The 23,569-nt window shown below is 65.0% G+C and carries 20 protein-coding genes and 2 pseudogenes; 11 read left to right on the forward strand and 11 right to left on the reverse strand.

From position 1 onward, the window contains the following. Nucleotide 1 precedes the first annotated feature (1 nt). Genes ACQCSU_RS20135 through glyA form a run of 6 tightly spaced genes read right to left on the reverse strand, consistent with a single transcriptional unit; the run spans nucleotide 2 to nucleotide 7,888 of the window. A complete protein-coding gene (locus ACQCSU_RS20135) occupies nucleotides 2-1,375 on the reverse strand; it encodes an L-serine ammonia-lyase (protein ID WP_426977084.1) in 1,374 nt (457 codons plus the stop codon). Further along, the gene (locus tag ACQCSU_RS20140) at nucleotides 1,375-2,010 is read right to left on the reverse strand and encodes a sarcosine oxidase subunit gamma (RefSeq protein WP_426977085.1); all 636 of its coding nucleotides are present in this window, start codon (nucleotides 2,008-2,010) and stop codon (nucleotides 1,375-1,377) included. The genes ACQCSU_RS20135 and ACQCSU_RS20140 overlap by 1 nt, the downstream gene beginning before the upstream one ends. Further along, the gene (locus tag ACQCSU_RS20145) at nucleotides 2,003-4,975 is read right to left on the reverse strand and encodes a 2Fe-2S iron-sulfur cluster-binding protein (RefSeq protein WP_426977086.1); all 2,973 of its coding nucleotides are present in this window, start codon (nucleotides 4,973-4,975) and stop codon (nucleotides 2,003-2,005) included. Before ACQCSU_RS20145 ends, ACQCSU_RS20140 begins: the two co-directional genes overlap by 8 nt. Next, nucleotides 4,972-5,316: a sarcosine oxidase subunit delta gene (locus tag ACQCSU_RS20150; protein ID WP_426979872.1), complete on the reverse strand. Its 345-nt coding sequence runs from the start codon at nucleotides 5,314-5,316 to the stop codon at nucleotides 4,972-4,974. Before ACQCSU_RS20150 ends, ACQCSU_RS20145 begins: the two co-directional genes overlap by 4 nt. 14 nt (nucleotides 5,317-5,330) lie before the next feature. Further along, nucleotides 5,331-6,551, reverse strand: a complete 1,221-nt coding sequence (locus ACQCSU_RS20155) for a sarcosine oxidase subunit beta family protein (RefSeq protein ID WP_426977087.1) — start codon at nucleotides 6,549-6,551, stop codon at nucleotides 5,331-5,333. After that, nucleotides 6,548-7,888, reverse strand: coding sequence for a serine hydroxymethyltransferase (gene glyA / locus ACQCSU_RS20160; RefSeq protein ID WP_426979873.1), 1,341 nt, complete (start codon nucleotides 7,886-7,888; stop codon nucleotides 6,548-6,550). The genes ACQCSU_RS20155 and glyA overlap by 4 nt, the downstream gene beginning before the upstream one ends. 157 nt (nucleotides 7,889-8,045) lie before the next feature. Here glyA and ACQCSU_RS20165 point away from each other — a divergent pair, with 157 nt between their 5' ends. From ACQCSU_RS20165 to ACQCSU_RS20180, 4 genes are all read left to right on the forward strand, one after another. Beyond that, nucleotides 8,046-8,720, forward strand: a complete 675-nt coding sequence (locus ACQCSU_RS20165) for a GntR family transcriptional regulator (RefSeq protein ID WP_426977088.1) — start codon at nucleotides 8,046-8,048, stop codon at nucleotides 8,718-8,720. 652 nt (nucleotides 8,721-9,372) lie between these two features. Further along, entirely contained in the window at nucleotides 9,373-10,728 is a 1,356-nt protein-coding gene (locus ACQCSU_RS20170; protein WP_426977089.1) for an MFS transporter, read from the forward strand. 59 nt (nucleotides 10,729-10,787) lie between these two features. Then, nucleotides 10,788-12,044 (forward strand): aminopeptidase P family protein, encoded by a 1,257-nt coding sequence (locus tag ACQCSU_RS20175; protein ID WP_426977090.1) that lies wholly within the window; start codon nucleotides 10,788-10,790, stop codon nucleotides 12,042-12,044. 97 nt (nucleotides 12,045-12,141) lie between these two features. Beyond that, nucleotides 12,142-12,954: an IclR family transcriptional regulator gene (locus ACQCSU_RS20180; protein ID WP_426977091.1), complete on the forward strand. Its 813-nt coding sequence runs from the start codon at nucleotides 12,142-12,144 to the stop codon at nucleotides 12,952-12,954. Between the two features lie 18 nt (nucleotides 12,955-12,972). Here ACQCSU_RS20180 and ACQCSU_RS20185 read toward each other — a convergent pair whose 3' ends face one another. Further along, nucleotides 12,973-13,269 (reverse strand): helix-turn-helix domain-containing protein, encoded by a 297-nt coding sequence (locus ACQCSU_RS20185; RefSeq protein ID WP_426977092.1) that lies wholly within the window; start codon nucleotides 13,267-13,269, stop codon nucleotides 12,973-12,975. A gap of 118 nt (nucleotides 13,270-13,387) precedes the next feature. Between ACQCSU_RS20185 and ACQCSU_RS20190 the strand changes: the two are divergent. From ACQCSU_RS20190 to ACQCSU_RS20210, 5 genes and pseudogenes are all read left to right on the forward strand, one after another. Then, a pseudogene (locus tag ACQCSU_RS20190) lies at nucleotides 13,388-14,185 on the forward strand (cytosine permease); the annotation flags it as partial. Between the two features lie 16 nt (nucleotides 14,186-14,201). Further along, nucleotides 14,202-14,687, forward strand: a pseudogene (locus ACQCSU_RS20195) (polysaccharide deacetylase family protein); the annotation flags it as partial. A 27-nt stretch (nucleotides 14,688-14,714) separates the two neighbouring features. Continuing rightward, on the forward strand, nucleotides 14,715-17,327 hold the full coding sequence (locus ACQCSU_RS20200; RefSeq protein WP_426979874.1) for a DUF7507 domain-containing protein: 2,613 nt from the start codon (nucleotides 14,715-14,717) through the stop codon (nucleotides 17,325-17,327). Nucleotides 17,328-17,512: 185 nt separating this feature from the next. Continuing rightward, nucleotides 17,513-18,244, forward strand: coding sequence for a FadR/GntR family transcriptional regulator (locus ACQCSU_RS20205; RefSeq protein ID WP_426977093.1), 732 nt, complete (start codon nucleotides 17,513-17,515; stop codon nucleotides 18,242-18,244). A 60-nt stretch (nucleotides 18,245-18,304) separates the two neighbouring features. Further along, nucleotides 18,305-19,087 carry a glucosamine-6-phosphate deaminase gene (locus ACQCSU_RS20210; protein WP_426977094.1) on the forward strand — a complete coding sequence of 261 codons (783 nt, stop codon included), beginning with the start codon at nucleotides 18,305-18,307 and terminating at the stop codon, nucleotides 19,085-19,087. A gap of 37 nt (nucleotides 19,088-19,124) precedes the next feature. Here ACQCSU_RS20210 and ACQCSU_RS20215 read toward each other — a convergent pair whose 3' ends face one another. Continuing rightward, the gene (locus tag ACQCSU_RS20215) at nucleotides 19,125-19,280 is read right to left on the reverse strand and encodes an amidohydrolase family protein (RefSeq protein WP_426977095.1); all 156 of its coding nucleotides are present in this window, start codon (nucleotides 19,278-19,280) and stop codon (nucleotides 19,125-19,127) included. An 86-nt stretch (nucleotides 19,281-19,366) separates the two neighbouring features. Here ACQCSU_RS20215 and ACQCSU_RS20220 point away from each other — a divergent pair, with 86 nt between their 5' ends. Continuing rightward, nucleotides 19,367-19,717: a flavin reductase family protein gene (locus tag ACQCSU_RS20220; RefSeq protein WP_426979875.1), complete on the forward strand. Its 351-nt coding sequence runs from the start codon at nucleotides 19,367-19,369 to the stop codon at nucleotides 19,715-19,717. A gap of 157 nt (nucleotides 19,718-19,874) precedes the next feature. Here ACQCSU_RS20220 and glnA read toward each other — a convergent pair whose 3' ends face one another. Continuing rightward, the gene (gene glnA / locus ACQCSU_RS20225; protein ID WP_426977096.1) at nucleotides 19,875-21,299 is read right to left on the reverse strand and encodes a type I glutamate--ammonia ligase; all 1,425 of its coding nucleotides are present in this window, start codon (nucleotides 21,297-21,299) and stop codon (nucleotides 19,875-19,877) included. Between the two features lie 314 nt (nucleotides 21,300-21,613). On the opposite strand from glnA, the gene ACQCSU_RS20230 reads away from it, so the two are divergent. Beyond that, nucleotides 21,614-22,051, forward strand: coding sequence for an RDD family protein (locus ACQCSU_RS20230; protein ID WP_426977097.1), 438 nt, complete (start codon nucleotides 21,614-21,616; stop codon nucleotides 22,049-22,051). 155 nt (nucleotides 22,052-22,206) lie between these two features. Here the strand turns inward: ACQCSU_RS20230 and ACQCSU_RS20235 are convergent, their stop codons facing one another. Together ACQCSU_RS20235 and ACQCSU_RS20240 are read right to left on the reverse strand one after the other, a co-directional pair. Beyond that, complete coding sequence (locus ACQCSU_RS20235; protein ID WP_426977098.1) at nucleotides 22,207-22,563, reverse strand: DUF3817 domain-containing protein; 357 nt, start codon at nucleotides 22,561-22,563, stop codon at nucleotides 22,207-22,209. A 171-nt stretch (nucleotides 22,564-22,734) separates the two neighbouring features. Next, complete coding sequence (locus ACQCSU_RS20240; RefSeq protein WP_426977099.1) at nucleotides 22,735-23,496, reverse strand: DUF4191 domain-containing protein; 762 nt, start codon at nucleotides 23,494-23,496, stop codon at nucleotides 22,735-22,737. Nucleotides 23,497-23,569 lie beyond the last annotated feature (73 nt).

The raw sequence follows: 23,569 nt of genomic DNA on the forward strand, positions 1-23,569 counted from the left end.
TTCAGCACTCGATCACGTTCACGGCGAGGCCTCCGCGGGAGGTTTCTTTGTACTTGGTTTTCATGTCCGCTCCTGTTTCACGCATGGTCTTGATGGCTTTGTCCAGCGACACTTTGTGGCTGCCGTCCCCGTGGAGGCACAGGCGGGCGGCGTTGATCGCTTTCACGCTGGCGATGGCGTTGCGTTCGATGCAGGGGATCTGCACCAGTCCGCCGACGGGGTCGCAGGTCAGCCCGAGGTTGTGTTCGATTCCGACTTCAGCGGCGTTTTCCACCTGTGCAGGGGTGCCGCCCAGGACTTCGCACAGCCCGGCTGCCGCCATGGAACAGGCCGATCCCACCTCGCCCTGGCACCCGACTTCCGCGCCGGAGATGGAGGCGTTGATCTTGAAGAGAATTCCGACGGCGGCGGCCGCCAGCAGGAAGCGGATGACGCCGTCGTCGTTGGCTCCGGGGACGAACTTGACGTAATAGTGCAGGACGGCCGGCACGATGCCCGCGGCGCCGTTGGTGGGAGCGGTGACAATCCTGCCCCCTGCGGCGTTTTCCTCATTGACGGCCAGTGCGAACAGGTTCACCCATTCCATGGCCCGGAGTGGGTCGGTAACGCCGGTATCCGCCGTCAGCGTGCGGAACAACGACGGCGCGCGGCGCCTGACGTTCAATCCGCCGGGCAGGATCCCTTCCGCGGCGCAGCCGTTCTCCACGCATTGGCGCATGACCGCCCACAGTGCCAGGAGCTCCTCGCGGAGTTCCGCTTCGCTGCGCCAGACGAGTTCGTTGGCCAGCATGACGTCGGAGATGGACATGCTCTCGCGGTCACAGATTTCCAGGAGCCCGTCGGCTGTCGTGAAGGGGTAGGGCAACACCGTGTCGTCTGCCACCACCTGGTCAGCGCCCTGTGCGGTGCCGTCAACGACGAAGCCGCCGCCGATCGAGTAGTAGCTGCGTTCCCGGAGCACTGTCCCGGCGTGGTCCAGGGCCCGGAAGGTCATGCCGTTGGGATGGGCGGGCAGGGACTTGCGGCGGTGCAGCACCACGTCTTCGTCCCAGTTGAAGTCCACGCGGTGGTGGCCGCCGATCCGGAGCTCGGCATCCAGGGCGGCGGCCGCCACCTGGTCATCGGCGGTTCCCGTGTCCACAGTCTCGGGGTCCTGGCCCTGGAGGCCCAGGACCACGGCCTTGTCCGAACCGTGGCCCCGGCCGGTGGCGCCGAGGGAACCGAAAAGCTCGGCCTGGATCCTGGCCGTGGCCGGAAGCTGGCCAGCGTCGCTGAGCCCGTCGGCGAAGCGTTTTGCCGCTCGCATCGGGCCGACCGTGTGGGAGGAGGACGGCCCGATGCCAACAGAGAACAGGTCCAGGACGCTGAGCGCCATCAGGTGACCTCAGGGGACGCAAATTCACGCATGGCATCGAGGAGCCAGCGGCCGAGGAACTCCGCAAAGGATGCACGCGGGAAGATCCGGTAGTTCTCTTCTGCGGTCTTCCAAAGAATGGCCGGGATGCCGCCGATTTCAGTCGACAATGCCGTCCCGGGCTTCAGGACGCGGGGGTGCAGGTCCAGGGAGCAGCCCTTCTCCAAAACGGCCCGCGCCCGCGGACCGGAGAGTTCGAGCGTGGTGCGGTTGGCGGAGAGATCCACCACCTGGCCCTCGCCGGCCCCCAGTGCTTCAATGAGCGTCCTGGGAAGGTCGCCGCCCAGACTTTCGTGGGATTCCGCGGGGGCCACGAGCAGGAATTCTGCCGGACCCAGCCACAGCACTGCGGTGTCGCCGCTGCTGCGGACGTCCCCTGAAGCGGATGGCAGGCCTCCCGTCAGGGTTCCCAGCCGCGCCCCGGCTTCGCCGGCCGGATTGACCCGGATTCCCGCCATGGTCAGAAACGGCACTTCCCGCAGCTCCACGGCGCCGGCCGCCGATCCGGAGACAAATGCTTCCCGCAGGTGCGATGCCGGGCTTTGCCGGAGAGTCCGGATCTTCTTGGAATTATCGAGTGCTGCTGTTTCAGCCATCTTTACGGGTCCCTTCAGAGTCAAAAAGTACGGTTTCTGCCACAACAACGTCCACCAGCTGGTCGCCGGCGGCAGCCACCAGGGTTTCGCCGATGCGGTTCCGGCCGTTCTTGATCAGCGCGAGGGCGAACGATCTGCCCAGTGCCGCGCTGTGGTAGCTCGAGGTCACGAACCCCTGCATGGGCACGGGGCCGTAGGCGGGGTTGACGGTGATGCCCTGCTCCACCAGCTGGGTACCTTCCGGCAACCGGAACGTACGGTCCACCGGTAGGACACTGACCAGGTGTTTCCGGTCGGTCCGGCCGGCGTCCTTGCGCGCATAAGAGCGTTTGCCGATGAACTCCTTGGCCTTGGACACCACCCATTCCATCCCGGCGTCCTGCGGGGTGACGGTCCCGTCGGTGTCCTGGCCGACGATCGGGTAGCCCTTCTCGGCACGCAGAACGTGCATGGTTTCGGTGCCGTACGGGGTGATGTTGAACTCCGCACCCGCGGCTGCCACGGCTTCCCAGGTGCTCAGCCCGTACCAGGAGGGGACGTTGATCTCGAAGGCCAGTTCACCGGAGAACGAGATCCTGCAGATCCGTGCCTGGACACCGGAGGCAAGGGTCGTTTCCCGGAAGGTCATGAAGGGGAAAGCCTCGGCGTCGAGCCCGCCGTTTGCCGCCAGTTCCGGAGCCAGTTTCGCCACAACTGCGCGGGACTTCGGCCCGACGACGGCGATGGTGGACCACTGTTCCGTCACGGAGGTGCAGTGCACGTCCAGGTCCGGCCATTCGGTCTGCAGCCATTCCTCCAGCCAGTCCAGCACCTTGGCGGCGCCGCCGGTGGTGGTGGTCATGAAGAACCGGTCCTCATCGAGACGCAGCGTGACGCCGTCGTCGAAGATCATTCCGTCCGGCGTGCACATGACGCCGTACCGGGCCGAGCCCGGCGCCAGTTTCTTGAATGCGTTGGTGTAGATGCGGTTCAGGAACTCGCCCGCGTCCTTGCCGCGGATCTCGATCTTGCCCAGCGTGGTGGCGTCCATGAAGCCCACGGAGTCACGGACGGCGGCGCATTCACGCAGCACCGCGGTGTCCATATCCTCCCCGTCCTGCGGGTAGTACCAGGGCCGCTTCCACTGCCCCACGTCTTCGAAGAGCGCCCCCCTCGCGACGTGCCAGGCGTGGATGGAGGTGAGGCGGGCAGGGTCGAAGAGTTCGCCGCGCTGGCGTCCGGCCAGGGCAGCGAACGCCACCGGGGTGAAGGGGGCGCGGTACGCGGTGGTGCCGATTTCCCCGATGCCGCGGGAGGCTTCGCCGGCCTGCCGGAGCGCCGCGGCAATGACGCCGATCGCATTCACCCCGGAGGTCTTGCCCTGGTCGTTGGCGGTGCTGATCGAGGTATAGCGCTTGACGTGTTCCACCGAGCGCATGCCGGCCCCGGTGGAGCGGAGGACGTCGGCCACGGACTGGTCCCGCTGGAAGTCGACGAAGTGGTGGTGCCAGTCCTCCGGGCCGCCTTTCTGCCCGGGGACCAGCCAGAGCTGGCGGGTCGGGGCAGACGCTTTCGGCTCGTCCAGGACGGAGGTCGGGACGGGTGCAGAGTTTTCGGTGTCGAAACCGGCTGCGCCAACGGCGGCCGCGCCGGCGGAGATGCCCTCGGACACGCAGTCCTCGAGCGCAAAGCTGCCGCGGCCCGCACCTGGCACGTACTGGTTGGGGACCACGCTGCTGGGGACGAACGCCGCCAGGTCATCGTCCCAGCGGATCTTGCCCTGGCGTTGGGAGTGCAGGTGCACCACGGGTGACCAGCCGCCGGAGACGGCCAGCAGGTCGCAGGCCAGCTGCTCGACGCCGGAGGTGAGTTCGCCGTCGTCGTTGATGCTCCGGACGGTGACGCCGGTGAGCTGGCCGCCTGTTCCGGCAGTGTCGGTTCCGGCGGTGGTGTTGGCGACGGCGCTGCCGACCAGGACACGGGTGCCGGCCGCGGCTGCGGCGGCGGTTTCGCTCAGCTGCGGACGGGCGTCCACGACGGCTTCGACGCGGATGCCGGCGGCCTTCAGGTCCGCGGCCAGGGCGTAGGCGCTGTCGTTGGTTGTGCTGATGACCACGCGGGATCCGGCGGCCACGGCGTAGCGGTTGAGGTAGCTGCGGACCGCGGAGGCGAGCATGATGCCGGGGCGGTCGTTGTTTTCGAAGACCAGCGGGCGTTCGTGGGCGCCGGGGGCCAGGATGACCTGGGCGGCGCGGATGTGCCAGATCCGCTGGCGGGACACGCCGGGCGCGGCGGGACTGGACAGGTGGTCGGTCCGGTTCTGGGCCGCGATGACGTAGTTGGAGTCGTAGGAACCGAACGCGGAAGTGCGGTTCAGGACCGTGCACTCGGCCGCGGAGATCAGTTCGGCTTCAACATTGGACACCCAGTCCAGGGCGGGCACACCTTCGATGGTCTCGGCGAGGGCCGGATCGGTGGATCCGGAGAGCAGCGAGCCACCCAGCTCGGGCTGGTCGTCCATGAGGATGACGCGGGCGCCGCTGCGGACGGCTTCGCGTGCCGCGGCCAGGCCGGCGGGTCCGCCGCCGACCACGAGGACGTCGGTGTGGACGTACTTCTTGTCGTACTCGGCGTGGTCCTCCTCGGGGTCAAGCTTTCCGAGCCCGTTGAGCAGTTCGGCGCTGAGCCCGTCCACCAGGGTCACCGTGGTGGCGGGGAGCATGGACTCGGCCACGTGGCCCGGGAAGCGGGCGGCGACCTTGACGAGGGCGTTGGATTCCTCGACGCCGGCGGACATGATGCCGCGGGGCCGGTCCTCGTACAGCGAGTTGCCGGCGGCGATCCGGCCGTTCGCCAGCAGGGCCGAAGCGAGGGTGTCGCCGGGGTGGCCGGTGAATTCCTCGCCGTCCAGGGTGAAGCGCCAGGTGACGCTGCGGTCAATGCGTCCGCCGGTGGACAGACGCGCGGGCTGCGGCTGAGCGGTCATTTGACTGCTCCTTCCGGGGAGACGGGGCTGGGAACGGTGGGGGCTGTGGTTCCCGTGGCTGCGTTTTCCTTGTCAGGGCGCGGCTGGCCCATCGGGTAGACGGCCTGGATGTCGTAGGTGACGGTGTCGCGGAGCATGTTGAACCATTGCCGGCAGCCGGTGCTGTGCAGCCAGCGTTCGGCGAACGCGCCTTTGGTGTTGTCGCGGTAGAACAGGTACTCGGCCCATTCGCGGTCGGTGAGTTCTGCCGGGTTTTCGGGGTAGGCAATGTGGGCCTGGCCGCCGTACTGGAATTCGGTTTCGTCCCGGGGGCCGCAGTTGGGGCAGGGGATCAGGAGCATGTCCATACCTCTTTCTAGTGGGCCACGGCGGCGGCGCCGTGTTCGTCGATCAGGGCGCCGGTTTCGAAGCGTTCCAGGGCGAAGGGTTGGTTGAGTTTGTGCGGCGTTCCGGTGGCGATGGTGTGCGCGAACGTCAGCCCGGCCGCCGGGGTTCCCTTGAATCCGCCGGTTCCCCAGCCGCAGTTGACGAACATGTTCTCCACCGGGGTGGTGCCGACGATGGGGGAGGCATCGAGGGTGGTGTCCACGATTCCGCCCCAGGTCCGGAGCACATGGGCCCTGGCGAAGATCGGGAAGAGTTCGACGGCGGCTGCCATCTGGTGCTCGATCACGTGGAAGGATCCGCGCTGGCCGTAGCCGTTGTAGGAATCCACGCCGGCGCCCATGACCAGTTCGCCCTTGTGCGCCTGGGAGACATAGACGTGGACGTGGTTGGACATGACCACGGTGGGGTGGACGGGCTCGTGGAGCTCGGACACGAGCGCCTGGAGGGGGTGGGACTGGATGGGGAGCCGGAACCCGGCCATTTCCGCCAGCACCGAGCTGTGTCCTGCCGCGCAGAGGCCGACCTTTTCGGTGTGGATGGTGCCGCGGTTGGTCTTGACGCCCACCACGCGGTTGCCGTCCTTGACGAAGCCGGTGACTTCGCAGTTCTGGATGATGTCCACGCCGAGCTCATCGCATTTACGGGCGAACGCCCAGGCGACGTGGTCGTGCTTGGCGATGCCGGCGCGGGGCTGGTAGGTGGCGCCCATCACCGGGTAGCGGATGTTGTCGTTGATGTTCAGGATGGGGCAGAGTTCCTTGACCTGCTGCGGGTCCAGCCACTCCGCGTCCACGCCGTTGAGCTTGTTGGCCCCGACACGGCGGATGCTCTCGCGCACGTCGCCGAGGGTGTGGGCCAGGTTCATCACGCCGCGCTGGCTGAACAGGAAGTCGTATTCGAGTTCCTCCGGCAGGATTTCCCAGAGCTTCAGGGCGTGCTCATAGATCGCCGCGCTCTCGTCCCAGAGGTAGTTGGAACGGATGATGGTGGTGTTCCGGGCCATGTTGCCGCCCGCGAGCCAGCCTTTTTCGAGGATGGCGATGTTGGTCATCCCGTGGTTCTTGGCCAGGTAATAGGCGGTGGCCAGTCCGTGGCCGCCGCCGCCGACAATCACGGCGTCATAGGATGACTTGGGCTCGGGGTTGCGCCAAAGGAAGTCCGGGTGTTCCGGAAGGTGTTCCGTGGTCATTGTGCTGCTCCAATCAGTTCTGCCTCAAGCCCGGATGCCGCTGCCTTGCCGCCAAGGTGCGGGTACAGAGGGAATCGTGCCGCCAGGGAGGCCACGCGCCTGCGGAGGCCGGCGGCGGTTTCGTCGCTGAGTTCGTTGTCTGTTGCCGGTGAAATGAGTGCGGAGGCGATGATGTCAGCCACCTCCGTGAATTCCGGGGCGCCGAAGCCGCGGGTGGCCAGGGCGGGGGTGCCGATCCGCAGTCCGGAGGAGACCATGGGCGGGCGGGGGTCAAACGGAACGGCGTTGCGGTTGACGGTGATGCCGATCCGGTGCAACCTGTCCTCGGCCTGCTGTCCGTCCAGCTCCGAGTGCCGCAGGTCCACGAGGACCAGGTGAACATCGGTGCCGCCGTTGACCACGGAGATCCCGGCTGCGGCGACGTCATCGCGCAGGAGCCTTGACGCGAGAATGCGGGCACCCTCGAGGGTGCGCTCCTGGCGTTCCTTGAACTCGGCCGAGGCGGCGATTTTGAAGGCAACGGCTTTGGCCGCGATCACGTGTTCCAGCGGACCGCCCTGCTGGCCGGGGAACACGGCGCTGTTGATCTTGCGCGCATACTCCTCTTTGCTCAGGATCACCCCGCCGCGCGGGCCGCCGAGGGTTTTGTGCGTGGTGGTGGTGACGACGTCGGCATACGGCACCGGGTTCGGGTGCAGCCCGGCGGCGACGAGTCCGGCGAAGTGCGCCATGTCCACCATCAGGTAGGCGCCCACGAGATCCGCGATCCGGCGGAACTCCGCGAAGTCCAACTGCCGGGAGTACGCCGACCAGCCGGCCACGATCATCTTGGGGCGGTGCTCGAGGGCCAGGGCCTCCACTTCCGCCATGTCCACCACGTGGTCGTGCTCGCTCACATGGTACGGGACAACGTTGTACAGCTTGCCGGAAAAGTTCAGGCGCATGCCATGGGTGAGGTGTCCGCCGTGTGCCAGCGAGAGTCCCATGATCGTGTCGCCCGGATCAAGCAGAGCAAACATGGCGGCTGCGTTGGCCTGGGCGCCCGAATGCGGCTGCACGTTCGCGGCTTCGGCGCCGAACAGGGCCTTGACCCGGTCGATGGCCAGTTGTTCGATCACGTCCACGTGCTCGCAGCCGCCGTAGTAGCGCTTGCCCGGGTAGCCCTCGGCGTACTTGTTCGTGAGGACCGAGCCCTGCGCCTCCATGACCGAGGCAGGGGCGAAATTCTCGGACGCGATCATCTCCAGGGTGGACTGCTGGCGTTCCAATTCAGCGGTTATGGCGGCGGCAATGTCGGCGTCCACCTCGGCGAGGGAACCTGTGAGTGCTTCCAGCATCATTTCTCCTTTGAAGAGTTTGCCCTCGGGCTGATCAACAACTGATCTCTAACTGATATATTAGCTGTCGTGCAATAGTATGTTGAACGTCACAGCACGTCAATAGCAGTGTTTGTCCCAGCCGAATGCCCTACCGGGCCAGAATTAAGGAGCCCTGATGACCTTGACGCTGGAGAATCAGCTCATCGCAGGAAATCCGGACCTCTCGCTGGCCGAGCGGGCTTACCGGCATCTGCGGGACAGGCTCATAATGCTTGAGATCCGGCCGGGCGAGGCCATCAATGACGGCCAGCTGGCCGCCGAACTCGGCATTGGCCGCACACCCGTGCGGGAGGCGTTGAAGCGGCTGGAAAGCGACCACCTGGTGGTCTCCTATCCCCGCAGGGGAACGTTCGCCACGATCGTGGATATCACCGAACTTGCCGACGTCTCGGATGTCCGTGAGTTATTGGAACCACTGGCGGCCCGCCGCGCCGCAACCAACGCCAGCGCAGACATGCGCGCGGAACTCCGCAACGTGGCCCGCACCATCTCCGGCATCGATGCCAAGCCCGATGACAAGCGCGAGCTCATGCGCTACGACCTCACCGTGCATCGGCTGATCTACCGTGCCGCAGGCAATCCCCACCTGGAAGACACCTTAATCCGCTACGACAACCTGGCCACCCGGATCTGGTGCCTCGTCCTGGACAAGGTGCCCTCCGTGACGGGGCACATCACCGAACATGTGGAATTACTGGAAGCAATTGCCGACGGGGATGCGGACCGCGCCGGTCAGCTGGCCCTGGCGCACGTCAGCAGTTTTGAGCAGGCCGTCCGCAGCGTGCTTTAGCGCGTGCTTGTCTGAGGACCGGCGGGGCCGATGGCCAAGACGGGCCGAGACGTTACGAGCGGTTGCCAGCACACTGCCGGAGAGTGCGGTGATGCGGTCCGGCCCTGTCCTGGACCGTGGTGCCGACATCGTAATGCAACCCGCCACCTCCTTCCGCCCTCCAGCAGTCCTCTACCTTGGCAAACGGAAGCTGGGCCAGGAATACGCGCACCGGAGAGCTTTCACAAAGGTTGTACCGCGTCCCGATGGCAGCTGTGTGTTTCACCTCCCGCCACATACCTCACGGTGATTGCCGCCGCGGCGTTGCTGGCCGCTTTCCTCCTGCCGGAAACCAGCGGCCGTTCGATGCGGACGTCATCAGCCGCAGATTTCGGGCCAACGCTGCGGCAGCTCCCGGCAACGAGACCGCGCACAGGGGCTGAGCTCCGACAACACAGTACTGCAACGGTGTTGTGCTTATCGCAACCCGAAATGGTTTCGGCTGTACGGGCTCATCCTGCCCGACTCACGGCCAGCCTGGTCGTTCTCCCAGCTTTCACAGCACAGATATTTACTGCCGCCACCAAAAAACCATTGACTGTGGTCCGCATCACTCTTAGTCTGGTGCAACAGCGTTGCGTTCATTGCAACCCCAAAAATCATTGGTGGATCTATGAGTAACGAAACAACTTCCATGGCTGCATCGGCGTCATCGCCGCTCGGCGGCCAGCCCGTACCCGTCAACGGCGACGACATCAGCAAGGACACCCGGCGCAGAGTCATCGCTGCCAGCTTCATCGGCAACTTCGTCGAATGGTTCGACTACGCCGTTTACGGCTATCTGGCCGCAACAATCGCCGTGGTCTTCTTCCCCGGATCCAACCCCCAGACCGGGCTTCTGCTGACTTTCGCACTGTTCGCAATATCGTTCCTGGTGCGGCCGCTCGGCGGTTTCGTCTGGGGCCATATCGGCGACAAGGTCGGCCGGCGGACCGCACTCTCCCTGTCAATCCTGATCATGTCCGGGGCGACCTTCTGCATAGCACTGATCCCCGGATACAACACGATCGGCATCTGGGCTCCGATCCTGCTCCTGGTCGTCAGGGTCGCGCAGGGCTTCTCCGCCTCCGGTGAATACGCCGGAGCGTCGGCCTTCCTGGTGGAGTACGCCCCGGCCAACAAGCGCGGCCTGTACGCCGCGGTCGTTCCCGCCAGCACCGCCGCGGGCCTGCTCCTCGGCTCCCTGATTGCGGGCCTGCTGACAGTCCTGCTCAGTCCCGAGGCAATGCAAAGCTGGGGTTGGCGCCTGCCGTTCCTGCTGGCCGCCCCGATGGGACTGATCGGACGCTACATCCGGACCAAGCTGGAGGACACCCCGGTGTTCCGCGAACTGGCAGCGGAGGGCGAGGCCGTCAAGGCTCCCGTGTCCAGCCTGTTCCGGACCCACTGGCGGCAGCTGCTGCAGGCCGTCGGAGCAGTGCTGCTCAACGCCGTCGGCTTTTACGTGATTCTCAGCTACATGCCGACCTACCTGTCCTCGGAACTGGGCCTCGGCGAAACCGAGTCCTTCCTGGCCACCACCATCGCCCTGCTGACGTACATCGGGTTCATCTTCCTGACCGGAATGCTCTCGGACCGCTACGGCCGCAAGAAGGTGCTCATCAGCGCATCCATCACCTTCATCGTGCTGACGGTGCCCGCCTTCGCGCTGCTGGGCACCGGGAACTTCCTGGTGATCGTCCTCGTCCAGATCCTGCTGGGCGCCATGCTCACCCTCAATGACGGCACACTGCCGAGCTTCCTGGCGGAAATGTTTCCAACCCGCGTCCGCTACAGCGGCTTCGCGGTCAGCTTCAACCTCTCCAACGCGCTCTTCGGCGGCACGGCTCCGTTCATGGCCACCCTGCTGATAGCGGCCACTGCCAACGATCTGGCTCCGGCCTGGTACCTCGTCGGCGCAGCGATCATCTCCCTGATCGCCGTCGCCCTCTCCCGCGAAACCTGTAAAGAACCGCTCCGCCACGAATAGTCCGGCCTGCTCCAAAATTCTTCATCTACGGAACCGCACCAAAGAAAGGCATCACCACAATGACCACCACAGCATCCGAGAACGCCACGTCCATCGCCGAACTGGAGCGCCTGAAGGTCCTGCACAATGGCCAGAAGGAAAAGCTGACGTTCTCCACCGCCGAATTTGAGCGCCGGCTCGCCGGCCTCCGCCGGATCATGGCCGAGAAGAACCTGGACGCCGTCGTCCTGACCAGCTACCACTCCATCAAGTACTACTCCGACTTCCTCTTCACCTACTTCGGCCGCTCCTACGCCATGGTGGTCACCAAAGACGACACCGTGACCGTCACCGCCAACATCGACGCCGGCATGCCGTGGCGCCGCAGCTACGGCGACAACGTCGTCTACACGGACTGGCGCCGGGACAACTATATCTTCGCCATCCAGGAGGCGCTGCGCACGCGGGGCATTTCCGTCCGCCGGCTGGGCGTCGAAGACGACTCACTGCCGCTGGACAACCGGAACAAGATCCAGTCGGCCTTCGAATCGGCCACCCTGGTGGACGTCGCCCAGGCAGCCATGCGCCAGCGGATGATCAAGTCGGCCGAAGAGATCGAGGTCATCAAGCACGGTGCCCGCATCGGCGACCTGGGCGGAGAAGCCATCCGCAACGCCATCACCGCCGGGATCACCGAATACGAGGTCGCCCTGATCGGTACCGAAGCCATGGTCCACGAAATCGCTAGGACCTTCCCGGACTCGGAAATCCGGGACACCTGGGTCTGGTTCCAATCCGGCATCAATACCGACGGCGCCCACAACTGGGCTACCACCCGCAAGATCCAGGAACACGACATCCTGTCCCTGAACTGCTTCCCCATGACCTCCGGCTACTACACCGCCCTGGAACGCACCCTGTTCTACGGCGAACCCGACGCCCGCTCCCTGGAGCTGTGGAACATCAACGTGGAAGTCCACAAACGCGGCCTCGAACTCATCAAGCCGGGAGCTGTCTGCAAGGACATCGCCGCCGAACTGAACGAGATCTATGTGGGCCACGGGCTGCTGGCCAACCGGACCTTCGGCTACGGACACTCCTTCGGCGTCCTCAGCCACTACTACGGCCGGGAAGCCGGACTCGAGCTCCGCGAGGACATCGACACCGTGCTGGAACCGGGCATGGTTGTCTCCATGGAGCCGATGATCACCGTCCTGGACGGCCAGCCGGGCGCCGGCGGCTACCGTGAGCACGACATCCTGGTGGTCGGTGAGGACGGAGCCGAGAACATCACGAAGTTCCCCTTCGGCCCCGAATACAACATCGTGGGCGCCTGACCGGCCCACGCCCCCTGAAAGGGACGGACAGCAGAAGCGGCGCCACGTCCACCGTGGCGCCGCTTTTCGGCCCTCATACGGAATGATGGTAAACACCATGACCCCAGCAGAATCTCCCGACACCAACGGAAACGGCGACACCAAAGGCACCTCCGTCATCGTCAACGCCATCGCCGTCCTGCGGACGTTCACCGCCGATGAACCACTGCTCGGAGTCACCGAGATCGCCAACCGTGTCGGCCTGCACAAAAGTACCGTTTCCCGGATCCTTTCCACCTTCGAACAGGAACACCTCGTGGAACGGGACCCGGAAACGCGCCGTTTCCGCCTGGGCCTAGGGCTGATCGCGGTTGCCGGCCCGTTGCTCGCGGAACTCGAGGAACGGCGCGTGGCATACCCGGTCCTGCGGGAACTCACCGAACAGACCGGCGAAACCAGCGCACTCATGGTGTGGAACGGCACAGAATCGATGTGCGTGGAACAGATCGCCAGCCACCAGCAGATCAAACACACCACCCCGCTGGGAGCCCGGTACAAGGACGCTATGAGCGCGTCCGTTCAGGTCTTCCTTTCCGCCGAACCCGCCGAGCGTGTCCGCGCCCTGCTCCGCAGCGGAGCCATCACCTATCCGGGGCTGGATGATGCCAGCCTTGACGGCTACCAGATCAAACTCGGCGACGCAATCCGCCGAGGTTGGGCTATCAACTACGGTGAATCATCCATCGACGAAGTCGGCGTGGCCGCGCCCGTCCATGACCACCGCGGCGATATCGTAGCCGCCGTCCTCATCCCGGCCCCCCGGTTTCGAGTTTCCCGCGAGCGACTGCAGGGTCTGGGCGAGGCATGCGCCGCTGCTGCGCACCTGGTCACCACCCGTCTGGGCGGACGTCCGCCCGGGAGCTCAGAATAAGCGGGCCAAGGCTAGGGCTCAGGCGAGTCTGGCAAGCCGGGTGGCCAGATGCAATGCTGCCAGCCGGCCCGTACTCCGGGGGTCACCGTCGCACAGTTCGAAGATCCGCCGCAGCCGTTGGTGCATCGACTGCCGCTCCACATGGAGCTCTCTGGCCGCGTATGCGGTGTTGCATCCGCATTCCATCCACATTGCCAGCGTATCGAGTAGCCGCGAATTGCGTTGCTCATCATGATCCAGGAGCGCTCCCAGTTGCTGGCCCACGAAGATCCGTCGTTGATCGGGGTCCAGAGATTGAACGGCGAGACGTTCCACTGCAAATGCCTCCGCGTCGACGACGGGATGGTGCGCACCGCCGGTTCCCGGCCGGGATCGCCCCGGGGAGTCCGCCAATTCCAGGGTGAGCTTGGCTTCGGACAGCGACCAGGGAGCTTCCGCCGACCACTCCCGCTTCGTCAGCACCGAAGTGCCCAAGCGAAAGGTCTACTTCGCCTCGGTCCTGGGCCAGTTCATCCCCGTCGTCTGGCTGGGTATCCTGGGCGCCAGCCTGGCCACCAACAGCGGCGAGATCGACCCCGGAAAGCTTATAGTTCAGAACTTCGGTGTCATGGCGCTTCCGGTGCTCTTAATGGTCCTGCACGGACCGATCGCCACCAACATCCTGAACATCTACACCTTTTCCGTAGCCACACAGGCACTGGACATCTCCATCAGCAGGCGCATGTTGAACCTGTTCGTCGGCGTCCTCTCCCTTGCAGCCGTGATCTTCTCTATCTTCCAGGACGATTTCGCCTCCGTACTGGATGCATGGCTGATTGGGCTGGTCGCCTGGGTGGCCGCCTGGGGCGGAGTCATGCTGGTCCACTACTTCTGGATCGAGAAGCGCTGGCCCGGCAACCCATCCAGGCTTTTCGACGCGGTCGGCACCAAGCGCCTGCCAGGCGTGAATCCGGCAGGCATCGCCTCCCTGATCATCGGCATCTTCGCGACCTGGCTGTTCATGTACGGGCTCGTACCTGCGATGCAGGGACCTATCGCCGTCGCCCTGGGCGGGTGGGATTTGTCCTGGCTCGCCGGGGGAGTGGCCAGCGCCGGAGCCTATGCCCTCATGGGGCGGCGTTTCCACCGAAAGTTCCTGCACTCGCCAAGCGCCGGCGAGGCGACCTCAGTATCAGCCCTGCCTCGCGTGACCGACGTCTCCGCCACCACAACCGCCCCAGTCGGCCTCTAGCCAGGAGATGAACACCATGGACTTGCCCGCTTTCCCTGACACCGCCCATCCAATCGCCTGGCCTGATGGCCATCGTGCGGCAGCGTCCTTCACCTTCGATGTGGATGCCGAGTCCTGCACCATTGCCCATAACCCGCAAAGCACCAGGCACATGTCGCTCATGACGCACCAGTCGTACGGGGCCCAAGGTGGCCGTTCCACGGCTCCTGCAGATTCTCCAGCGCCAGGATATCAAGGCGACTTTCTTCATCCCGGATTCACCGCGGAATGCTACCCGGACGTCGTCCGCCGGATAGCGGACGGAGGCCACGAGATCGCCCACCACGGATACCTGCACGAACCCATGCAGGGCATCGACGCCGCGACAGAGGCACGATATCTCGACCGGGGCCTCGATGCCCTCGCCAAGGCCGCGGGCATCCGGCCGACCGGCTACCGCGCACCATGGTGGGAGCTCAACTGGCACTCCGCAACGCTGCTCGCAGACCGCGGTTTCCTCTATGGGGGGCGGACGTGGGGTCCGCTTCAGGTGATTGCCGCAGGGCATGTTGGCGATGCGACTGGCCCGAAGTTTGGTTACAGCGATCCTTCCTACGTTTATGACGCCGAAGCCGGAAAAGTGTTCGCCTTCTTCGTCTATTCAAAGGACCAGGGTTTCGGAGGCAGCGCCTTTGGAAACGACGACGCCGACCGCTCGGTGATCTCCTCGGCGGTTGTGGAATCGGGCGATGGCGGGCAGACCTGGAGTTCCCCGCGGCTCATCACCAATGTGACCAAGCCCGGAACGAGTCGGACGGACCCTCAGCCGGGCGACATCCGGGCCAACTTCGCGGCCTCGGGGGAGGGGATCCAACTGAAGTACGGGATCCACAAGGGACGTCTCATCCAGCAGTACTCGGGCCAGGTCCTGCAAGCCAGCGGCACACAGGCCTTCCAGGCCTACAGTGTCTTCTCGGACGACCATGGCGCGACGTGGCAGAAGGGCACTCCCGTGGGCGCCGGGATGGATGAGAACAAGACGGTCGAGCTTTCGGATGGCCGGGTCATGCTCAACTCCCGCGACAGTGCCAACGGCGGGTATCGAAAAGTTGCCATCTCCAACGACGGCGGTGCCACCTACGGTCAGGTCGCCCAGGACACTGAACTTCCGGACCCGGCAAACAACGGCTCGATCGCCCGGATGTTCCCCGATGCCCCGGCGGGATCGGCTGACGCCAGGAAGTTGATCTTCACGAACGCCAATTCCAAGACAGCCCGCGAAAACCTATCCGCCAGGGTCTCTTGCGACGACGGGGCAACGTGGCCGGGTGTCCGCACCATCCGCTCGGGTTTCTCGGCCTATTCCACGCTCACCCGGTTGGAGAGCGGGCAGTTCGGTGTGCTGTACGAGGCCAACTACACCGACAACATGCCCTTTGCGAAGTTCAACGATGAGTGGCTCAACTACGTCTGTGCACCTGTCAGCGTGGACGCACAGGCCGTGACTCCCGGCGCGAGCAAAGCCGTCGCCGTGACGGTGACGAACCAGGAAGGCACCGTGCTCTCCGGCGGATCCGCGACAATCTTCACCCCCGCGGGGTGGTCCGCAACCACCGTGCCGATGCCCGACGTCGCTCCCGGCGCTTCCGCGACGGTCAGCGTGAACCTGACCGCCCCGGCAGGGGCCGCCGGCGCACAGAATCTCAACGCAGCGTTCACTGCCGCTGACGGCAAAGTTGCCCAGTACACGTTCGTCGCGACGGCGCCCCAGGCCCAGCAGCTCGGGCTCAGTATCACGGGCACAGCCCCGGACCGCGATGTCATCAGCTCGCCGTACAACGCCGGTGAGGTGCTGGCGTATTCGTTCACGATCCGCAACACCGGCAGCGTGACCTCGAACGCCGTCCCCACCGGGGGCAGCTTCGAAACCGGTTACCTCCCGCCGACCGCACCGAACTGCCGCTACAACAACCTCCCCGCCGGCTCCACCTATAGCTGCACGACGGCCAGGCATACCTTGACGGCAGAGGACATCTCACGCGGCTACTTCACGCCCCAGGCGACGTTCACGGTGACAGCCTCCGCTACTCCGTCCCTGACTCAAACGGCAGTCTTCAACGGCTCCAACATCGCCCTGCGCGACGGGCTGTCCGTGGCCCACATCGCCGGTCAGCGCAACGATGCCGGCAGGGACCTGACGCTGCAGCCCTACGCTGCCGGCGACCAGGTGCCCTACCTCTTCACCGTCGCGAACAGCGGTCCGCTTACCACCACCGTCACGCCGACCGCGGGGGACTTTTCGCCGCTGGTTCCCGACGGCGCTGGCAACTGCCGTTGGCGCAACCTGGCGCCCGCAGGGAAATACAGCTGCGATACCCCGCGGCACACCGTGACCCAGGCCGAACTGGACAAGGGCTTCTTCGTCCCGCTGACCTCGTGGACGCTGACGGCACCCGGACAGAGCCCGAGGGTGGTCGAAGTAGACGGCGGGGAAGTGGACCTGGTGGCCAGGAACGCGCTGCTTGAAGGTACGGCCACGGCCGCGTGGGACGATTCGAACGACGACGGCTACGCCACTGCCGGAGAGAATGTCACCTTCACCTACACGCTGGGGAACGCCGGAAACGTCGAGCTGTCCGGGCTGGAGGCGCCGGACATGGGTATCGCCGAACCAGTGTTTGCCGCCGGCGCAACCGCAACCCGGAACCCGGACTACATCCTGACTGCCGCTGATGTTGCCGCGGGGGAAGTGCCCGCCGCGGCCTTCGCCGTGACGGCCAGAAACGGGTCAAAGAGCGTTGAACTGGAGGTCACCCGGGAGACGCTGGTCCTGCCCGCCCAGCCGGCGCACCCCGAGGTCATGCCCGACCTCCGGACGCAGGATCTCGGCGGCCTGACTGCCCCGACAGACTTGGGCACCGAAGCAAAGTACCGGACGGGTCAGAAAGTAACGCTCCGAAACCTCGAGCACGGCCAGTGGTATTACGTCTACCTCAACGAAAGCCTGTACCGGCTCGGCTGGATCTTCCCGGGACGGAACGGCACCGTTGAATTCATTCTGCCGGACGACGTGAAGAATGGCCGTGATGACGTGGTGGTCCTCGATTCACGCGGACAGCAGGTCACCTTCGACCGGCTCCAGGTCACTCCGAAGGGCCAGTAGCCCTAAAGACACATCCGGGTGGCGGGATCCGGGCGTCGGGTCCCGCCACCCTGGTGGTGGGCGAAGATCCGCGAGGGGAAAAATCTTCTTGACGGCTCACAAGGAAAATGAGACATTGGACGTCCCATCTCCTGTGCGCTGGGAGAGGAATGGTCGATCACGGCCGCGGCCAGAAGGAGAGTCACATGAGCATAGAGTCCCGGGTATTGTCTCCGGCCCGTTTCAGCGCTCAAATCAGGTCCCACGCCCTGCAAACGCGCATTATGGACCTCATTCTGGAACAAGGTCTGGACGTTGGGGACGCGCTGCCCACCGAGAGCGAGCTTTCGGCGGTGCTGGGTGTTGGGCGCAACACCGTGCGGGAGTCGCTGAAGGTACTTCAGGCGCTTGGTGTGATCGAGATCCGGCATGGTTTTGGCATGTTCGTGGCACCCAACAACTTCAGCGCACTCACCGACGGGCTGGCCTTCCGCGGCCGGCTGTCACTCCGGCACCGGGGTGAAGAGGCCATGGAGCTGATTGACGTGCGTCAGGCACTGGAATCCGGCCTCATCGGATCCGCCATCGACCTCATGACCGAAGAACAACTCGGCGATCTCCGCGGCACCATGGAACAGATGGAAGCGGCCGCGGAAGCGGGGCAACCCCTGGCGGAACTGGACGCGGAATTCCACCGCAGGCTCTATGCGCCCCTGAATAACGAGCTGCTCATCAATCTCATGGATGTCTTCTGGAAGGTCTACCGGCAGATCCATCAGGCTCTCGGCTCAGGCCCGGTCGATCTGGGGGAGCAGGCCCGGGTCCACCGGGAGATCTACCGGGCCGTGGCTGACAAGGACAAGACCCTGGCCTCCGAGCGCCTCCAACGCCACTTCGACGGTATCCGCCTGAAACTCAAGGACGTCGCGGCCCGGTAGACGACCCGCGGGCCGAACCGCCCACGCATCAGCCCGAACCACCTAGAAAGCGACTGTGTGATGGAAATTTTTGTCGTGCCCAACGCGGAGGGAACCGGAGCAGTTGCCGCCGGCATCCTGGCTGCCGTTATTCGCAGCCGACCCGACGCCGTCCTCGGCTTTGCTACGGGAGGCTCACCCCTGCCCGTGTACGCGGCCCTTGCCGGCCACGGGCTGGGCATGTCCGGTGTCCGCGGTTTCGCGCTGGATGAGTATGTCGGGCTGCCGGCAGGCCATCCGCAGAGCTGCGCGGAAGTGGTGCGCCGCGAAGTGACGGAACGGCTAAGCCTCGACCCGGCAAAAGTCTTCGTCCCCGATGGCGGTGCGGAGAATCCTGAAGTCGCGGCGCGGGACTACGAGCGCGCGATAGCCCGGGCCGGCGGGATCGACGTACAAATCCTGGGGATCGGACATAACGGGCATCTGGCCTTCAACGAACCGGGCTCAGCCCTGGACTCCCGTACGCGGGTGGAAGCGTTGACCGAGCGTACAAGTCAGGCGAATTCCCGGTACTTCGACAGCCCCGGTGACGTACCGGAGCGCTGCATCACCCAGGGCCTCGGGACGATCCTTGAAGCCCGGCAGTTGCTCCTGGTGGTCAACGGGGCGGACAAGGCGGACATCCTGAGCGAGGCGCTCACCGGTCCCGTTTCGCCGGAGTGCCCGGCTTCAGTGCTACAGCTGCACGGGCATGTGACTGTGGTCGCCGATGAGGCTGCGGCAGAGCGGCTCGACGCCGCCCGGACGGGCTCCGTCCGCGGGACGGGACCGGTCAGGGTGCGGGCGGGAGCAGCCGCCGTCTGAGCCGGATGACGCCTGCGCGGTGGCACCGGTGCCGGGATCAGGCGGGGGAGTCCAGAATCCGCCCGCCGCGCAGGACGGTCACGAGTTCGAAGCTTGGGTCAACGGCGATGATGTCGGCGCGCGCTCCAGCGCGGAGGCTTCCGATGTCGGTTTCCATGCCCAGGACGCGGGCCGGCACGAGGGTTGCCGCCATGACGGCATCGGCCGGGCTTACCCCAGCCGCCGCGCGGCCTGGCTGTCAACGCGTATTCATCGATTTCGTTGGACCCGCCACTCATCATGGCGTGTGTGCAGCGCACTTCGTCCACTTACCCGGCCCTGTTCGCCAGCACGCATTTGGGAGTGAACATCCTCAGCAACGAACAGCGCGGCGTGGTCTCGGTATTCGCATCCAAGGCTGAGGACAAGTTCGCCACCATCGGCTGGCACGAGGGACCCCACGGTTCGCCCCTTATTGACGGTTCTTCGGCGATGCTGGAAGCCGAAATCCGCGAACGGTTCCAGGCCAAGACGCACACGGTGTTCATCTGCCGGGTCCGTCACGCCGATGTCAGCGCCAAGTCCCCTATGGTTTACAGCGCGGGAAAGTTCTTCGACGGCGCCGAGTTGACCGAGCTGAATAAGGACTGATTTGTAGGACGCCGGTTCCAGTGAGTTCCTGGGTCCGTTCTGTGGCCAGACAAAGAAGAGTCCGCACGGGCTGCCATTGCGGAAGTGCTGGCAGCGCGTGCGGACTCTCTGCGGACTGAACCCTGTCAGCCCTGCGATCTAGCTAGACGCCGTAGTTCTAGACGCCGTAGTACAGCTCGAACTCGTACGGGTTCGGGCGCAACGAGAGCGGACGGATCTCGTTCTCGTACTTGTACTCGATCCAGGTGTCGATCAGGTCCTGCGTGAAGACGCCGCCGGCCTGCAGGAACTCGTTGTCCTCGGTGAGGGCATCCAGGGCCTCCTCGAGGGTGCCGGGAGCCTTGGGGATGTCCTTGGCTTCCTCGGCGGGGAGCTCGTAAAGGTCCTTGTCGATCGGAGCGGGCGGCTCAATGCGGTTGCGGATGCCGTCAATGCCGGCCATCAGCTGGGCAGCGAAGGCCAGGTACGGGTTCGAGGAGGGGTCCGGGGCGCGGAACTCGATGCGCTTGGCCTTCGGGTTGGATCCCGTGATCGGGATACGGATACCGGCGGAGCGGTTGCCCTGCGAGTAGACCATGTTGACCGGCGCTTCGAAGCCCTTGACCAGGCGGCGGTAGGAGTTCACCGTCGGGTTGGTGAAGGCGAGGACAGCCGAGGAGTGCTTCAGCAGGCCGCCGATGTACCAGCGGGCCATGTCCGAAAGCCCGGCGTAGCCCTTTTCGTCGTAGAACAGCGGCTCGCCACCGTTCCACAGCGACTGGTGGCAGTGCATGCCCGAGCCGTTGTCGCCGAAGACCGGCTTCGGCATGAAGGTGACCGACTTGCCCCAGGCGTCGGCGGTGTTCTTGATGACGTACTTGAACTTCTGCAGGTCATCAGCCGCGTGGGTCAGGGTGGTGAACTTGTAGTTGATCTCGGCCTGGCCGGCGGACCCGACCTCGTGGTGGCTGCGCTCGACCTCAAGGCCTGCTTCATCGAGGGCGATACACATGGCATCGCGGAGGTCAGCCTGCTTGTCGGTCGGGGAGACCGGGAAGTAGCCGCCCTTGATCGGAGTCTTGTAGCCGAGGTTTCCGCCCTCTTCCTCGCGGCCCGTGTTCCAGTGGGCTTCCTCGGAATCGATCTTGTAGAAGCTGCCCTGCGGGGAGGACTGGTACTGCACGTTGTCGAAGACGAAAAACTCTGCCTCCGGCGCAAAGAAAGCGGTGTCGGCGATGCCGGTGGAAGCCAGGTAGGCCTCTGCCTTCTCGGCCACACCCCGGGGATCACGGTGGTACGGGTCGCCGGTGCGCGGGTTCACGATCGAGAAGTTCAACGCGAGGGTCTTCTCCAGGCGGAACGTGTCGAGGAACGCCGTCGTAACGTCCGGGATGAGCTGCATGTCCGACTCGGCGATGCCCTGGAAACCGCGGATCGACGACCCGTCGAAAAGCTGGCCGTTGACGAAGAAGTCCGCGTCAACGCTCTTGGCGGGCACGTTGAAGTGCTGCTGAACGCCAGGGAGGTCGGTGAAGCGGATATCGACGAATTTCACGTCTTCGTCTTTGATGAACTTGAGGACTTCGTCCGCAGTCTTGAACATCTATGCTCCTTATGCATGTGAAATATCTGGCCGTCAGGCCATGTGGTCCAGCGCAGTCCGACAGCGGGGAAAACGTAAAGTTCGCCCCGCTCCTATGCCGCCAGCAACTGTTACCACCCTAAGGACACGGGATTTCCCCATGGTGTCCGCTTTGTTTCGGGCAGGTTACAGAATCCCCTGACAGGTAAACGGTAGTCGGTGTCCACAGTGTGGCCTATCCGGTCCCACAGTGTGGCCAGGCGAGGTCCACAGTGTGAACGGCCTGAGGCGGCTGGCTTTGCCGATAGCGCTGGCTTTCCCGATAGGCTGGGAGAGTGGTTGATCGCAAAGACATAGGCTCATGGCTCAGCGGCCCGGACACGTCCGGCATTTCCAAGTACCCGGGGGAGCGGCTGGGCCTGCCGGAATCCGGACCGGGCTCGATCGCACGCGCCGGTCGCCGGATCCTGGCCATCTGCGTCGACTGGGGGATTGCGCTGCTGATCAGCAATTTCGCGTTCACCGGAAACCCCTGGGCCACCCTGGCCGTCTTCGCCGTCGAGCAGGCCCTGCTGATCGGCACTCTCGGCTACAGCATCGGCCACCGCATCATGGGGATCCATGTGACCCGGCTGGGCGGCGGTCCCGCCGGCCCGCTTCCGGCCCTGGTCCGCACCCTGCTGCTGTGCCTCGTCATCCCCGCTGTCATCTTCGATCCTGACCAGCGCGGCCTTCACGACAAGGCAATGAACACTGTGCTGGTCCGGTTGTAACTTCGGACGGCTGAACCTCGCCGCTGCGCTCTCTGCGGCCGGCATCCCCAGAGTTCGCCAGGAATGGCCGCTTTGCGCGTCTGCATAGCGGCCATTTGCGTCAACCGGGCGTGGACGCGGGGCCGTCGCGTGGTGTTCGGTCCCGGGGCGGGCCGCTACACCCCCGCGGTTTCCTCGACGGGCTGGCCCGCCGGCTGTGCCGGCGTGAGGAAACCGTGCCGCCCGGCCCAGCGTTCAAACCAGACGGTGGCGAACGGGAAAACCGCGGAGAGCCCTGCGAACAGCGCCACCCGGAACGGCCACCGCTGCAGTCCCCAGAGGCCCAGGGCGGTGGTGCCGTACGCGATGAAGAACGCCCCGTGGATGGGGCCGGCAATCTCTACGCCGAGCTCCGTGGTCCGGGTGACCCACTTGAGGAACATGCCGATCAGCAGGGCGGCCCAGCTGAAGCCCTCGGCAATGGCGAGTACCCGGAAGATGCGGATCAAGGCCGGCTTCGATGGCAGTTTCATGGGGAGTCTCCGGATTCTGTCCTGCTGGACGTTGATAAGCGTCGTTGATAAGCGTCGGGGATGAGCAAGGGGAGTGAGCCCCGGGGAATAAGAAATCGCCCCGGCTGCCGGCCTGAAAGGCGGTAACCGGGGCGACTCCCGAAGTTTCTGGTGGCCGGGCGCTGCGGCAGGCTAGCGCCCGCGGGCGGCCTTCCGGTCCGGGCGGGCCTTGTAGGGATCAATGCCCTTGGGGATAGGCAGGCGGCTTCCCAGCGATGAAATGCGCTTGGACACGGCGCTGACCTCGATCTTCGTCAGTTCGTTCTTCAGCTTGTTCATCTGCTTGGCGACCTGGCTGATGGGCACCTGGCCTTCGCCGCGTCCGCTTTCGATCACGTGGATGGTGACGTTGGGGAGGATGCGTGCGAGGCGCTTTCGTTCGGCGTCGACCAGCGGCTTGACCCGGTTGCTGGGGCCTTCGCTGACCAGCACGACGCCGGGCCGTCCAATGGCGCGGAAGACGGCGTCCTGGGTGCGGGGGTTCACCGCGACGGGCTGGTCTTCGGTGATCCAGCCGCGCTTGAGGGTGCCCAGTGCAGCGCCCGAGGCGCCCGGCTGGTTTTCAATCTGTGCGAACGCGGCGCGCTCCGCCCGGCGGGAAAGAATCAGGGTGGCGGCGAGGATGCCCAGCGGAATGCCGATAATCAGACCGGTGATCCAGTTGTCCAGCACGAAGCCAACAACGAAGCTGACGGCCACCACACCAAGGAACGCGAGCAGCATCAGCCACGGCACCATCGGATCGTGGCGCCGGGTCATCTGGAAGACCTCGCCGATCTGCTTCAGCCGGCTCGGCTTCTTGACCTTGGCTTCCTTCGGCTTACGGGAGAAAAGGCCACGCTTCGGAGCATCGGCAGCCGGAGTGGAGGTGCTGGAATCAGAGGAATTCGCCATAGTGCCTTAATTCTACGTGATTTATGGCTAAGGGCCGGACGCCGGAAATGTCCGGTGCCAGCCCTTGGCCACA

It is taken from the genome of Pseudarthrobacter sp. O4 (assembly GCF_050157025.1).
Lineage (GTDB): Bacteria > Actinomycetota > Actinomycetes > Actinomycetales > Micrococcaceae > Arthrobacter.